Source organism: Streptomyces millisiae (assembly GCF_031845425.1).
Taxonomy (GTDB): Bacteria; Actinomycetota; Actinomycetes; order Streptomycetales; family Streptomycetaceae; genus Streptomyces; species Streptomyces millisiae.
This window is the reverse complement of record NZ_JAVREM010000003.1, coordinates 13,767-27,505: the sequence shown is the minus strand read 5'-3', so window position 1 is coordinate 27,505 and position 13,739 is coordinate 13,767. Positions and strand designations below refer to the sequence as shown.

Here is a 13,739-nt window from a genome sequence, read left to right as displayed (position 1 = left end):
GGCGAGGATGTAGCCCGTGCAATCCATAGGTGACCCTTACATCATCCGCCCGGGGCGTCCGACCGACATCGACCGGTGCGCGGAGCTCAACGAGGCCGTGCACCCGTATCCCGGCATCGGATCCTGGACCCGCGACCTCTTCGAGGGCCATCCACGCGTGCGGCCCGACGACTTCCTGGTCGCCGAACGGGCCGACGGGACGGGGATCGCCGCCGCCCTGGTCGGGATCCGGCAGGGGGCACCTCCCGGACGAAGTCTGGGGGAGAGTGGACCCTCGGCGGCGTCCGGCTGCCGGTGACCCAGCCCGAGCTCGTCGGCACCGACCCCGGCCACCGCGGACGGCGGCTGGCCGGCCGCCTGCTCGACGAACTGCACGCCCGGTGTTCGCGCGACGGGACCGCGCTCCAGGTGATCGAGGGGATCCCCTACTTCTACCGCCGCTTCGGCTACGACTACGCGCTCCGCCCCGGGGACGCCCGGGACATCCCGGCGGGTGAGCTCGTCGAGCCACCGGCGTCGCACCACGCCGGGATCCTGATCCGCCCGGCCGTGCCCGCGGACGCCCCCGCCCTGGCGCGTGTCGACGAGACCGTGGCGGGTCGGGACGTCCTGGCCTGCCCCCGGGACGAGCGCGCCTGGGCCCACGAGATCTCCGGGCACCGGCCCGACTCCACGGTCCGGCGCGGGGTGATGGCGGTGCTCGACGCCTCCGGGGCGGTGGCCGGCTACCTGGTCCACGGCCTGCGCCTGGGCGCCGACGGCTCCCTGCCCGTGCTGGCCGCCGGCTGCGCCGACCAGGGGATGTGGCCGCTGGCCGTGCCCGGCATGCGGCGCCGGCTCGCCGCGGCCGGCGCCGCGGCGGCCAGCCCGCAGCGTCCCTTCATGTCGCTGCGGCTGCTGCTGCCCGCCGCCCACCCGCTCGCGCGCTCCGCCTCGCCCGGCGTCTTCCGGCGGCCGCGGGCCTGGTACGCGCGAACCGGCGATCCGGCCGCCCTGCTCGACCACTGGCTGCCCGTCGTCGCCCGGCGCTGGCGGGAGCAGGACCTGCGCTGGCCCGGCGAGACGATGGTGATCGACACCTACCGCCAGTGGATCACGCTGCGCTTCGCCGACGGCGTGCCGGTCTCGGCGCGCGCCGAGCCACGCGGCGGCGAGCGGCGGGACGCCGCGACGCCGCACGCCGCGGTCCCGCCCGCGGCCCTGCTCCACCTGCTGCTCGGCAACCGGGGTCTCGGGGAAGCGCTGGACCTCTGGCCGGACCTGATCGTGCACGACCCGGCCGCCGAGCCGTTCCTCGCGGCGGGGTTCCCGGCCGTTCCTCCGGAGATCTGGCCGGTGGCCTGAGCGCGCGGCCCCGGCCCGACCTCAGGGGACGGCCGGGTCGAGCTCCGCGATGTCGACAGGCAGGCCGGCCTCGAGGGACCGGACGGCGGCCGCGCCGATCGCCGCGGCGTTGAGGCCGGCCGTCACGTCGGCGACGCGCGGCACCGGCGGCTCGGTCTCCCATGGGCGGAACAGCGCGTGGAAGAGCCGGGCGTCGGCGTCGGTCGCCGGCTCGGCGATCGGCACCTCCCGAGCCTCCGCCGCGCCGTGGCGGCGCACGGTCAGCCGCTCCTCAGCCGCCAGTTCGGCGGTGCCCTCGGTGCCGTCTATCACCACCCGACGGGGTTCGTCCTCGGCACGGCGGGTGTAGTGCAGCGTGGCGCCGCCCCGGTAGGCGACGGTCACGGTGAGCGGCAGGTCGTCGCCCGCGGTGGCGGAGACCCTCGCCGGGACGTCGTCGAGCCACCAGTTGACGAGGTCGAAGTGGTGGGACGCCTGGGCGAGCAGCGGGTCACGCCCCGAGGGCCACTCCGCCCGCACGGCGGTGATCCGGCCGACCCCGCCGGCCGAGAGCAGCTCGCGCAGGGCGGTGTTGGCCGGGGCGTGGCGCTGGTTGAAGGCGACCACGACCTCGCGGCCGCTGGCCTCGATGGCCGAGGCGATCCGCCGGGCGCCGGCGTCGTCCATGGTCAGCGGGGGTTCCACGATCACGTCCGCGCCGGCGAGCAGGGAGCGGCAGGTGAGGTCGGCGTGGGTGGCGTCGGGCGTGGTGAGGATGACCCGGTCGATCTTCTGCTCGTCGATCATCCGCTCCAGGCCGCCGGCGCCGTAGCGCACCGGTGATCTGCCGTCCGCGGCGAGGCCACGGATGTAGTCCTCGAAGCGGTCCAGGTGGACGGGGACGGCGTCGAGCAGCGCGATCAGCTCGGCCGGCTCGCGGTGCTCGTGGAGCAGGGCGCGCACGTAGGCACGCGCCCGGTCGCCGGTGCCGATCAACGCGTACCGGGTCCTCCTCGTCACTGTGCGCCCCCTGGTCGGTGTGGTCGAACGGGTCGAGCTGACCGTGTGCGGATGCTCACGGTGCGGACGGCTCCCACCACTCTAGGCAACTTCGATAGCTTAGTGAAGTAACTCCCGGGGAAAATATGCAACGTTGGAAAAGAGCGGCCGGCCCCACCGCGTAGCTGGTGGCGGTTTGCCCGCTTGGCACCGGCCGCACGGCGGGGCAGGCTTGCTACTCCGCCAGCGTCGCCTCGATCGCGGCCAGCTCCTCCTCGGTGAAGTCGAGGTTCCGCACCGCCGCCACGTTGTCCTCCAGTTGGGCCACGCTGCTCGCCCCGACCAGCGCCGAGGTGACCCGGCCGCCCCGCAGCACCCACGCGATGGCCAGCTGGGCCAGGCTCTGGCCGCGCGCGCCGGCGATCTCGTCGAGCTTCTTGGCCTTGGCCAGGTACTCGGGGGTGATCCCGGCGCGGGACAGGAAGGGGCTCTCGCCCGCGGCGCGCGAGCCCTCGGGGACGCCACCCAGGTAGCGGTCGGTCAGCAGGCCCTGGGCCAGCGGCGAGAAGACGATGGAGCCGGCGCCGACCTCGTCCAGCGCGTCCAGCAGGCCGTCCTCCTCCACCCAGCGGTTGAGCATCGAGTAGGAGGGCTGGTGGATCAGCAGCGGGGTGCCGAGCTCGCGCAGGATGCGGGCGGCCTCCCGGGTCTGGGCCGCCGAGTAGTTGGAGATCCCGACGTAGAGCGCCTTGCCCTGCCGGACGGCGGCGTCCAGCGCGCCCATGGTCTCCTCGAGCGGGGTGTCCGGGTCGGGCCGGTGGGAGTAGAAGACGTCCACGTACTCCAGGCCGAGCCGCCCCAGGCTCTGGTCGAGGCTGGCCAGCAGGTTCTTGCGGGAGCCCCATTCGCCGTAGGGCCCGGACCACATGTGGTACCCGGCCTTGCTCGAGACGATGATCTCGTCCCGGTAGCGCCGGAGGTCGGCCGCGAAGATCCGGCCGAAGTTGCGCTCCGCGGCGCCGGGCGGCGGGCCGTAGTTGTTGGCCAGGTCGAAGTGGGTGACCCCGAGGTCGAACGCCCGCAGCAGGATGGCGCGCTGCGTCTCCAGCGGGTTGCCGTCCCCGAAGTTGTGCCAGAGACCGAGGGACACGGCGGGCAGCCGCAGCCCCGACCTGCCGCTCCGCCGGTAGGGCATGTCCTCGTAGCGGGCCTCGGCGGCGACGTGGGTCACGGACGCTCCAGGGTCGAGTGGCGATCGAATCGCGGCATCCTGTCATACGCCGTGTCAGCAACACAACCGGTCACGGAACCCGCGCGACACCCCCTCGGCGCCCCCGCCTCGATGACGCAATCGGGTGGATATCCGATACAAGTCGGTAAATATGCCCGGAACGGGAAACTGACCCTGAGACACCCGAAGGGAAGGGACCTGAGATGGGCACGCGCCGCTGGATCCAGGAGTGGCCGGTGTACCGGCAACTGACGGGCGGTGACCCGCTCGGCCGCGGCGCCGCCGCGAAGTCCCGGGCCACCGAGCGGCTGCGACCCCGGACCGCGACGGCCGACCGGGTGGTGTCCTCCGTCTGCCCCTACTGCGCGGTGGGCTGCGGCCAGCAGGTCTACGTCAAGGACGACCGGGTCACCCAGATCGAGGGCGACCCGAACTCCCCGGTCAGCCGCGGCCGGCTCTGCCCCAAGGGCGCGGCCACCCTCCAGCTCGTCACCGGCGAGGCCCGCCGCCACCAGGTGCTCCACCGCCGCCCGGGCGCCACCGACTGGGAGCCGCTCGACCTGGACACCGCCATGGACATGGTGGCCGACCGGGTGATCAGGACCCGCCGCGAGACCTGGCGGTGGGAGGAGAACGGCGACCGGGTGGCACGCACCCTCGGCATCGCCAGCCTGGGCGGCGCGGTGCTGGACAACGAGGAGAACTACCTGATCAAGAAGCTCCTCACCGGCCTCGGCGTGGTGCAGATCGAGAACCAGGCCCGGGTCTGCCACAGCGCCACCGTCGCGGGCCTCGGCACCTCCTTCGGCCGGGGTGGCGCCACCACCTTCATGCAGGACCTGCAGAACTCCGACTGCGTGGTGATCCAGGGCTCCAACTTCGCCGAGTGCCACCCGGTCGGCTTCCAGTGGGTGATGGAGGCCAAGGCGCGCGGCGCCACCATCATCCACGTCGACCCCAGGTTCACCAGGACCAGCGCCCTGGCCGACCTGCACGTGCCGATCAGGGCCGGCAGCGACATCGCCTTCCTCGGCGGGCTGATCAACCACGTGCTGACCGAGGGCAAGGACTTCCGCGAGTACGTGCTCGCGTACACCAACGCCGCGACGATCGTCGGCGAGGAGTTCCAGGACACCGAGGACCTGGCCGGCGTCTTCTCCGGGCTCGACGAGGAGCGCCGGCACTACGACCCCGCCAGCTGGCGCTACGCGGGCGACACGGTGCGGGCGCCGGCCGGCAGCCAGCAGGCCCAGCCCGGCGACGCCTCGGAGCTGGCCGCCCAGCAGCGCGCCGGCGGCGCCGAGTCGCACGGCTCGGGCGGCGCCCGGGTGCAGCCGCACGTGCGGCGGGACGAGACGCTCACCGACCCGCGCTGCGTCTACCAGATCCTCAAGCGGCACTACGCCCGCTACACCCCGGAGATGGTGGAGCGGGTCTGCGGCGTGGACCCCGCCACCTTCGCGCGGGTCTGCGACGCCCTCACCGGAAACTCCGGCCCGGACCGCACCAGCGCCTTCGCCTACGCCGTCGGCTGGACCCAGCACTCGGTCGGCGCCCAGTACATCAGGGCGGCCTGCGTGCTCCAGCTGCTGCTCGGCAACATCGGGCGTCCCGGCGGCGGCATCCAGGCGCTGCGCGGGCACGCCAGCATCCAGGGGTCGAGCGACATCCCGACCCTGTTCAACCTGCTGCCCGGCTACATCCCGATGCCGCAGGCGCACCGCCACCAGGACCTGGACTCCTTCGTGGACACGGTGCGCACCCGCAAGGGCTTCTGGGCCGAGGCGCGGTCCTACGTGGTGAGCCTGCTGAAGTCCTACTACGGCGCGGCGGCCACCGCCGAGAACGACTACTGCTTCGACCACCTGCCGCGGATCACCGGCTCGCACAGCACCTACGACACGGTGATGGCGCAGCTGGACGGCGTCTGCAAGGGCTACTTCCTGTTCGGCGAGAACCCGGCGGTCGGCTCCGCCAACAGCAGGCTGCAGCGCCTCGGCATGGCCGCGCTCGACTGGCTGGTGGTCAGGGACTTCTCGCTGATCGAGTCGGCGACCTGGTGGCGGGACGGTCCCGAGATCGAGAACGGCGAGCTGCGCACCGAGGACATCGCCACCGAGGTGTTCTTCTTCCCGGCGGCCGCGCACACCGAGAAGTCCGGCTCGTTCACCAACACCAACCGCTGGCTGCAGTGGCACCACAAGGCGGTCGAGCCGGCGGGCGACGCGCGCAGCGACCTGTGGTTCGCCTACCACCTGGGCCGGCGGATCAGGGAGAAGCTGGCCGGCTCGACCGACCCGGCCGACCGGCTCTTCCTCGACCTGGCCTGGGACTACCCGACCGACGGGCCGACCGCGGAGCCGATCGCCGACGCGGTGCTGGCCGAGATCAACGGGCGCGGCCCGGACGGCGCGCCGCTGTCCTCGTACACCGAGCTGCGCGACGACGGCTCGACCTCCTGCGGCTGCTGGATCTACTGCGGGGTGTACGCGGACGGCGTCAACCAGGCGGCGCGGCGCCGCCCCGGCGACGAGCAGGACTGGGTGGCGGCCGAGTGGGCCTGGGCCTGGCCAGCCAACCGCCGGGTGCTGTACAACCGCGCCTCGGCGGCCCCGGACGGCCGGCCGTGGAGCGAGCGCAAGGCGTACGTGTGGTGGGACCCGGCGGCCGGCCGGTGGACGGGGCACGACGTGCCGGACTTCCCCGAGGGCCTGGCCCCCGACCACGTGCCGGCCGAGGACGCCGCGGGTGTGGCGGCGCTGCGCGGCGACGACGCGTTCATCATGCAGGGCGACGGCAAGGGCTGGCTCTTCGCGCCGGCCGGGCTCGCCGACGGTCCGCTGCCGACGCACTACGAGCCGCAGGACTCGCCGTTCGCCAACCCGCTGCACCCCGAGCACGACCGCTCGCCGGTGCGGCTGACGTTCCCACGCGAGGGCAACGAGTACCACCCGGCACCCGACGAGCCGGGCGCCGGGGTCTTCCCCTACGTGGTGACCACCTACCGGCTCACCGAGCACTTCACGGCCGGCGGGATGACCCGCTGGTCGCCCTACCTGGTGGAGCTGCAGCCGGAGATGTTCTGCGAGGTCTCCCCCGAGCTGGCGGCCGAGCGGGGGCTCGCGCACGGCGGCTGGGCGACCGTGGTCACCGCGCGCGGCGCGATCGAGGCCCGGGTGCACGTCACGGCCAGGATGGGGCCGCTGCGCGCCGACGGCAGGACGGTGTACCAGATCGGGCTGCCCTACCACTGGGGGTCCAACGGGCTCAGCCGCGGCGACGCCGCCAACGAGCTGACCTCGATCGTGCTGGACCCCAACGTCCACATCCAGGAGGTGAAGGCGCTGACCGCGGACATCCGGCCCGGGCGGCGCCCGCGCGGCCCCGAGCTCCGCGCCCTGCTCGACGACTACCGGCGGCGCGCCCGCGTCTCCCCGCGAACCGGACTGGAGGTCTGACCCATGACGACGGCCGAACGCGAGGGCCGGTGGCGGCGGTTGCTGTCCGGGCCCGAGCCCGAGGTGGCGGCCGACGCCGGGCACACCGAGGCGCCGCCGCGCGTCGGGTTCTTCACCGACACGTCGGTGTGCATCGGCTGCAAGGCGTGCGAGGTGGCCTGCAAGGAGTGGAACGCCGTCCCGGCGGACGGCGGGCCGCTGACCGGGATGAGCTACGACAACACCGGCGGGCTCGGCGCCTCGACCTGGCGGCATGTGGCGTTCGTCGAGCAGACCAGGCCGCTCGGCGGCCAGCGGTCCGCGGTCGAGCACCCGGACCTCGACGTGCTGGCGCTGGCCGCCGAGGGCTCCGCGGGGGACGGGGACGGCGGCCTGCGCTGGCTGATGGCCTCGGACGTGTGCAAGCACTGCACGCACGCCGCCTGCCTCGACGTGTGCCCCACCGGCTCGCTGTTCCGCACCGAGTTCGGCACGGTGGTGGTGCAGGAGGACATCTGCAACGGCTGCGGCTACTGCGTGCCGGCCTGCCCGTACGGGGTGATCGAGCAGCGCGAGGGCGACGGCCGAGCCTGGAAGTGCACGCTCTGCTACGACCGGCTCGGCGCGGGGCAGGAGCCGGCCTGCGCCAAGGCCTGCCCCACCGACTCCATCCAGTTCGGCCCGCTCGACGAGCTGCGGGAGCGGGCGGCGGCCAGGGTGACGCGGCTGCGGGAGACCGGCGTGCCGGACGCCAGGCTCTACGGGGCCGACCCGGCGGACGGGGTGGGCGGCGACGGCGCCTTCTTCCTGCTGCTGGACGAGCCCGAGGTGTACGGGCTGCCGCCGGACCCGGTGGTGACCACCCGGGACCTGCCGGTGATGTGGCGCCACGCGGGGACGGCGGCGCTGGCCCTGCTGGGCGGCCTGGCGGCCGTCTTCGCGGGTCAAAGGAGCCGGACGTCGGGAAGGAGCGGTCGATGAGCGAGGCGGAGGTCAGGCGCGAGGGCCTTGCCGGGGTACGTCCCGGGCGGGAGGCGCTGTTCGCGCCGGGCGTCGACGGGGAGCGCCGGCGACGGAAGCAGGGGGACCGGCCGGTGCCGGCGGAGTCCTACTACGGTCGCCCGGTGATCAAGGCTCCCGCGTGGGAGCCCCGGGACATCGCCGGCTACCTGTTCCTCGGCGGGCTCGCCGGCGCGGGCTCGGTGCTGGCGGCCGGGGCCCAGCTGACCGGCAGGGCGGCCACCGCGCGGGCGATGAAGCTGAGCTCGCTCAGCGCTGTCTCCCTCTCGGTGGCGGCGCTGGTCAACGACCTGGGCCGTCCTGCGCGGTTCGGCAACATGCTGCGGGTGGTGAAGCCGACCTCGCCGATGAGCGTCGGTTCCTGGCTGCTGGCCGGCTACGGGCCGCTGGCCGGCGCGGCGGCCGTGAGCGAGCTGACCGGCCGGGCGCCCCGCGCCGGCCGGGCGGCGACCGCGGGCGCCGCCTGCCTGGGCCCGGCGGTGGCGGCCTACACCGGGGTGTTGATCGCGGACACCGCGGTGCCGGCCTGGCACACGGCCCACCGTGAGCTGCCGTATGTGTTCGTGGGCTCGGCGGCGGCGGCCGCGGCCGGGATGGCGCTGCTCGCCGGGCCGCGCGCCGAGAACCGGCCCGCCAGGCGGGCCGCGGTGCTCGGCACGGTGACCGAGCTGGCGGCGCTGGGGGCCGCCCGGCGGCGCGCCGGCGTGGTGGCGGAGACCTACGAGGGCGGCCCGGCCGGCCGGCTGCTCGCCGCCGCGCGGCGGTTGGGTGTGGCGGGCGCGGCGGCCGGCTGGCTGCTCGGCGGGCGGAGCAGGACCGTGGCGGCGGTGTCGGGGGCGGCGCTGCTCGCGTCCTCGGCGTGCACCAGGTTCGGGATCTTCCACGCCGGCCTGGCCTCGGCCCGTGACCCGAAGTACACGGTGCTGCCGCAGCGTGAGCGGCTGGCGGCCAGGTCAGGACTGGCCGAGCAGGCGGCCGGGGTGCGGGCCGTCCTGGACGACGGCACGGCCGGCGGCGAGGTCGCCGGCCCGCCCCCGGACGCATAAAATAGAACAAAGTGCTTATATCGAACCCCACGCCGGGGAGGTAGCTGATGAAGGCGGTCGTTTACCACGAGCCCTACTCCGTGTCGGTCGACGAGGTGGCGGACGCGCGGATCGAGGCGCCGACCGATGTCGTCATCCGCATCACCACCAGCGCGATCTGCGGCTCCGACCTGCACATGTACGAGGGCAGAACGGGCGCGGAGTCGGGCATCGTCTTCGGCCACGAGAACATGGGGGTGGTCGAGGAGGTCGGCTCGGGCGTGGCCACGGTGCGGAAGGGCGACCGCGTGGTCCTGCCGTTCAACGTGGCGTGCGGGTTCTGCAGGAACTGCCTGGCCGGGCGGACCGGCTTCTGCCTGACCGTCAACCAGGGCTTCGCCGGCGGCGCCTACGGCTATGTCTCGATGGGGCCCTACCGGGGCGGCCAGGCCGAGTACCTGCGGGTGCCGTTCGCGGACTTCAACTGCCTCCAGCTGCCCAGGGGCAACGAGCACGAGGACGACTTCGCGCTGCTCGCGGACATCTTCCCCACCGGCTACCACGCCACCGAGCTGGCCGACGTCAGCCCCGGCGACTCGGTCTGTGTCTTCGGCGCCGGGCCCGTCGGCCTGATGGCGGCGTACTCGGCGCTGCTGCGCGGCGCCTCCCGGGTGTTCGTCGTGGACCGGCAGCGGGACCGGCTGCGACTCGCCGAGCAGATCGGCGCCACCCCGGTCGACTACACGCGCGGCGACGCGGCGGAGCAGATCAAGGAGCACACCGGCGGCGAGGGCACCGACAAGGGCATCGACGCGGTGGGCTACCAGGCCACGGTGCGGGAGGGCGAGGAGCAGCCGGCGATGGTGCTCAACACCCTGGTCGAGGCCGTCAGGCCGACCGGGATGCTGGGCGTGGTCGGGCTCTACGTGCCGTCCGACCCGGGCGGTCCGAGCGAGAGCGCCAAGCACGGCGAACTGCTGTTCGCGATGGGCCGCTTCTTCGAGAAGGGGCTGCGGATGGGCACCGGGCAGGCGAACGTCAAGGCGTACAACCGGCAGCTGCGGGACCTGATCATCGCCGGTCGGGCGACCCCGAGCTTCGTGGTCTCCCACCGACTACCGCTCGATCAGGCGCCGTTGGCGTACGACCGGTTCGACAAGCGGGTGGACGGCTGGACGAAGGTCCTGCTGAAACCGGGCCTGCACGGCTGAACCCGCCCCGGGAGGAGGCGAAATGTCGACCACGCCGGAGGAGGAAATGGGCGACGAGGTCTACCAGCCGCCACGAGCCGACGACGACCAGGACGACAACCCCGTGGACGTCGACCTGGACAACGCGCTCGACGAGCCGCGGCAGGACGAGACGCTGGACCAGGGCTACTCGCCACCGGAACGGCCGTTCGCGGTGAGCCGCCACGGCACGACGGCCAGGGAGCAGCACGACCGGGAGTCCCTCGACCAACGCCTGGACGAGGAGGTGCCCGAGGTCGCCGAGCCCGAGGGCGACGGCATCGGCGACCAGCCGGGGATGGCGGGCGAGCCGGTGGACGACGAGGTCGGCGACGCGCGCGCGGGACGCCTCGTCAAGGTGGACGAGCGGTACCCGCTGCGCGGCGGCGACGGCCCCTCGGCCCAGGACATGGGCATCGACGGCGGCGCCGCCTCGGCGGAGGAGGCGGCCGTCCACGTCATCGCGGAGCTCGGCCCCGAGGAGCCACGCGAGGAGGGCGAGTAGCGCGGCGAGGCTCTCGCGACTGCGAACGATGCGCAGCTAATAGATGCATGCGTGCGCTCATATGCACATAATGGGTGGGGGCACGCCCCGTGCCCACTCCGCCGAGCACGGCGGCGCGTCGAAAGGGCTCGTTGTGAGCGCATCGCACACCCATGACCACGGACCAGAGCACGCCACCCACTCGCACGACGAGCAGGACCACGGACACCACGGCCACGGACACGAGGACCACGCGCACGAGGGCCACGCGCACGATCACGACCACGGCGGCGGGCGGCTGGCCCGGCTGCGGCATGAGCTGACCCACCTGGTCAAACCGCACTCCCACGAGTCGTCCGACAAGATCGACAACGCCCTGGAGTCCTCGACCCGCGGCATGCGCGCGCTGTGGATCTCACTGGTCGTACTCGGCGTCACCGCGATCTTCCAGGTCGTCATCGTCGTCATCTCCGGCTCGGTCGCGCTGCTCGGCGACACCATCCACAACTTCGCCGACGCGCTCACCGCCGTGCCGCTGGGCATCGCCTTCCTCCTGGGCCGCCGCGCCGTCACCCGCCGCTTCACCTACGGCTACGGCCGCGCCGAGGACCTGGCCGGCATCGTCATCGTGCTGACCATCACCGCCTCCGCCGCGCTCGCCGCCTGGACCGCCATCGACCGGCTCGTCAACCCCCAGGACATGACCCACATCCCGGCCGTCGCCGCGGCCGCCGTGGTCGGCTTCGTCGGCAACGAGTGGGTGGCCCGCTACCGCATCCGGATCGGCCGCGAGATCGGCTCCGCGGCGCTGGTCGCCGACGGACTGCACGCCCGTACCGACGGCTTCACCTCGCTCGCCGTGCTGCTGAGCGCCGGCGGCGCCGCGATCGGCTGGCAGCTCGCCGACCCGATCGTCGGCCTGCTGATCACCGTGGCCATCCTGATGGTGCTGCGCGACGCCGCCCGCGAGGTGTTCCGCCGCGTCATGGACGCCGTCGACCCGGAACTCGTCGACGCCGCCGAGAGCGCGCTCACCGAGGTGCCCGGCGTCGTCGAGGTCGGCGAACTCCGGATGCGCTGGATCGGCCACAGGCTCCGCGCCGAGGTGGCCGTCGTGGTCGACGGCCGGCTCAGCGTCCGCGCGGCGCACGACGTCACCGTAGCGGCCGAGCACGCCCTGCTCCACGCCGTCCCCAAACTCACCGCCGCCCTCGTCCACGCCGACCCCGCTCCCGCCCCGGGCGCCCCCGACCCGCACGCGGAGCTGGCGCACCACGCCGGGTAGACGCCCCCTCCCGGTCCGGCACACCCGCCGGAAAGCCTGCCGAATAGTAGGCTTTCCGGTGGAAAGCCGCATCTCCGGCATTCGCGTCTGCGACGCATGCGGGGAGTCGACCTGGAGAGACGTCGCCTATGACGACACACGAGAATCAGCCGGGCGCCGCGGGCGCCCGCGCGGCCACCGAGGAGGGCTACCACCGCGGCCTCGGGAGCCGTCAGGTGCAGATGATCGCCATCGGCGGCGCCATCGGCGTCGGCCTCTTCATGGGGGCCGGGGCCAACATCGCCAAGGCGGGGCCGAGCCTCGTCCTGATGTACGCGCTGGCCGGCTGCGTGGTCTTCGTGATCATGCGGGCGCTGGGCGAGCTGCTGCTGTACCGGCCGGTCTCCGGCAGCTTCGCCGAGTACGCCAGGGAGTTCCTCGGCCCGTTCTTCGGCTACGCCACGGGCTGGACGTACTGGCTGCTGTGGGTGGTCACCGGCATGGCCGAGCTGACGGCCGCGGCCATCTACGTCCACTACTGGTTCCCCGAGATCCCGCAGTGGGTGAGCGCCCTGGTCTTCCTGGTGCTGCTCTTCGGGGCCAACCTGCTCTCGGTGCGGCTCTTCGGCGAGATCGAGTTCTGGTTCTCGATGGTGAAGGTCACCGCGATCATCGGCATGATCGTCATCGGCCTCGGGGTGCTCACCTTCGGCTTCTCGCAGGCCGGGGAGACCGCCACGGTCTCCAACCTCTGGTCGCACGACGGCTTCTTCCCCAACGGCATCGGCTCCAGCCTGCTGACGCTGCAGGGCGTGATGTTCGCCTACATCGCCATCGAGCTGGTGGGGGTCACCGCGGGTGAGAGCGCCGATCCCGAGCGCTCACTGCCGCGCGCGATCAACACGCTGCCCTGGCGGATCGCGCTGTTCTACGTGGGCTCCCTCACGGTCATCCTGGCCGTGGTGCGGTGGACCGAGTTCGACGCCGGGGTCAGTCCGTTCGTCGCCGCGTTCGCCGCGATCGGGCTGCCGTTCGGCGCCGCCGTGGTCAACTTCGTGGTTCTCACCGCGGCCCTCTCCTCCTGCAACTCCGGCATGTACTCGACCGGCCGGATGCTGCGCGACCTGTCCTCCAACGGCGAGGCGCCGGCCCGGTTCGGCCGGCTCAACGGTCGCCAGTCCCCCGCGTTCGGGATCACCGTCTCGGTCGCGCTGATGGGCATCGGCGTGGTGCTCAACTACCTGGTGCCGGAGAAGGCCTTCGGCTATGTCACCTCGGTGGCCACCGCCTGCGGGCTGTGGACCTGGTCGATGATCCTGGTCAGCCACCTGCGCTACCGGCGCGGCGTGCTCGCCGGCCGGCTGCCCGCCTCGTCGTTCCCGGCCCCGGGCGGCGCGGCGGCGAGCGTGGTCGCGCTGCTGGCGCTGCTGCTGGTGGGCGTGCTGATGGGCGTCGACGAGGACGCCAGGATCTCGCTCTATGTGGGCGCGGTCTGGGCGGCCTGCCTGCTGCTCGGCTGGGGTGTCATGCGCCGGGGCCGGCACCTGCCGACCGCCGGCGGCCCGCCCCAGGCCGAACTGGCGGCGCGCTAGGGGAAGTTGGGGCCCGGGAACGGCGTAGTTCCAATTTTGACGAAAGTCTGAGACCGTTCAGAGCGAGCCATGAGGTTACCCATGGGGCTGGGTGGATCTGTGTGATCTACGGCGGAGGGAAGCCCTTCCCGCCGG

The 13,739-nt window shown here is 73.2% G+C and carries 11 protein-coding genes; 9 read left to right on the top strand and 2 right to left on the bottom strand.

Features of this window, described 5'->3' with window-relative positions:
• The first annotated feature begins 16 nt into the window (after positions 1 to 16).
• The gene (locus RNC47_RS04295) at positions 17 to 298 is read left to right on the top strand and encodes a hypothetical protein (protein ID WP_311595652.1); all 282 of its coding nucleotides are present in this window, start codon (positions 17 to 19) and stop codon (positions 296 to 298) included.
• A complete protein-coding gene (locus tag RNC47_RS04290; protein ID WP_311595650.1) occupies positions 295 to 1,344 on the top strand; it encodes a GNAT family N-acetyltransferase in 1,050 nt (349 codons plus the stop codon). Before RNC47_RS04295 ends, RNC47_RS04290 begins: the two co-directional genes overlap by 4 nt.
• 21 nt (positions 1,345 to 1,365) lie before the next feature.
• Here RNC47_RS04290 and RNC47_RS04285 read toward each other — a convergent pair whose 3' ends face one another.
• Together RNC47_RS04285 and mgrA are read right to left on the bottom strand one after the other, a co-directional pair.
• On the bottom strand, positions 1,366 to 2,343 hold the full coding sequence (locus tag RNC47_RS04285; protein WP_311595648.1) for a Gfo/Idh/MocA family protein: 978 nt from the start codon (positions 2,341 to 2,343) through the stop codon (positions 1,366 to 1,368).
• A 214-nt stretch (positions 2,344 to 2,557) separates the two neighbouring features.
• On the bottom strand, positions 2,558 to 3,553 hold the full coding sequence (gene mgrA, locus RNC47_RS04280; protein WP_311595646.1) for an L-glyceraldehyde 3-phosphate reductase: 996 nt from the start codon (positions 3,551 to 3,553) through the stop codon (positions 2,558 to 2,560).
• A 203-nt stretch (positions 3,554 to 3,756) separates the two neighbouring features.
• Here mgrA and fdh point away from each other — a divergent pair, with 203 nt between their 5' ends.
• The 7 genes from fdh (at position 3,757) to RNC47_RS04245 (ending at position 13,604) form a co-directional block, all read left to right on the top strand.
• A complete protein-coding gene (fdh, locus tag RNC47_RS04275; protein WP_311595645.1) occupies positions 3,757 to 7,011 on the top strand; it encodes a formate dehydrogenase in 3,255 nt (1,084 codons plus the stop codon).
• A gap of 3 nt (positions 7,012 to 7,014) precedes the next feature.
• Positions 7,015 to 7,971 carry a 4Fe-4S dicluster domain-containing protein gene (locus RNC47_RS04270; protein ID WP_311595644.1) on the top strand — a complete coding sequence of 319 codons (957 nt, stop codon included), beginning with the start codon at positions 7,015 to 7,017 and terminating at the stop codon, positions 7,969 to 7,971.
• A complete protein-coding gene (nrfD, locus tag RNC47_RS04265; RefSeq protein ID WP_311595642.1) occupies positions 7,968 to 9,056 on the top strand; it encodes an NrfD/PsrC family molybdoenzyme membrane anchor subunit in 1,089 nt (362 codons plus the stop codon). Before RNC47_RS04270 ends, nrfD begins: the two co-directional genes overlap by 4 nt.
• A 47-nt stretch (positions 9,057 to 9,103) precedes the next feature.
• Complete coding sequence (locus RNC47_RS04260; RefSeq protein ID WP_311595641.1) at positions 9,104 to 10,246, top strand: glutathione-independent formaldehyde dehydrogenase; 1,143 nt, start codon at positions 9,104 to 9,106, stop codon at positions 10,244 to 10,246.
• Positions 10,247 to 10,268: 22 nt separating this feature from the next.
• Positions 10,269 to 10,769 carry a DUF5709 domain-containing protein gene (locus RNC47_RS04255; RefSeq protein ID WP_311595640.1) on the top strand — a complete coding sequence of 167 codons (501 nt, stop codon included), beginning with the start codon at positions 10,269 to 10,271 and terminating at the stop codon, positions 10,767 to 10,769.
• A gap of 133 nt (positions 10,770 to 10,902) precedes the next feature.
• Positions 10,903 to 12,033 (top strand): cation diffusion facilitator family transporter, encoded by a 1,131-nt coding sequence (locus tag RNC47_RS04250; protein WP_394814701.1) that lies wholly within the window; start codon positions 10,903 to 10,905, stop codon positions 12,031 to 12,033.
• Positions 12,034 to 12,161: 128 nt separating this feature from the next.
• Positions 12,162 to 13,604 (top strand): amino acid permease, encoded by a 1,443-nt coding sequence (locus RNC47_RS04245; RefSeq protein WP_311595638.1) that lies wholly within the window; start codon positions 12,162 to 12,164, stop codon positions 13,602 to 13,604.
• Positions 13,605 to 13,739: the final 135 nt, after the last annotated feature.

Bases quoted from the DNA above. Each gene is read 5' to 3' on its own strand.
- fdh (WP_311595645.1), top strand. From the start codon at position 3,757: ATGGGCACGCGCCGCTGGATCCAGGAGTGGCCGGTGTACCGGCAACTG.
- RNC47_RS04270 (WP_311595644.1), top strand. From the start codon at position 7,015: ATGACGACGGCCGAACGCGAGGGCCGGTGGCGGCGGTTGCTGTCCGGG.
- nrfD (WP_311595642.1), top strand. From the start codon at position 7,968: ATGAGCGAGGCGGAGGTCAGGCGCGAGGGCCTTGCCGGGGTACGTCCC.
- RNC47_RS04260 (WP_311595641.1), top strand. From the start codon at position 9,104: ATGAAGGCGGTCGTTTACCACGAGCCCTACTCCGTGTCGGTCGACGAG.
- RNC47_RS04255 (WP_311595640.1), top strand. From the start codon at position 10,269: ATGTCGACCACGCCGGAGGAGGAAATGGGCGACGAGGTCTACCAGCCG.
- RNC47_RS04245 (WP_311595638.1), top strand. From the start codon at position 12,162: ATGACGACACACGAGAATCAGCCGGGCGCCGCGGGCGCCCGCGCGGCC.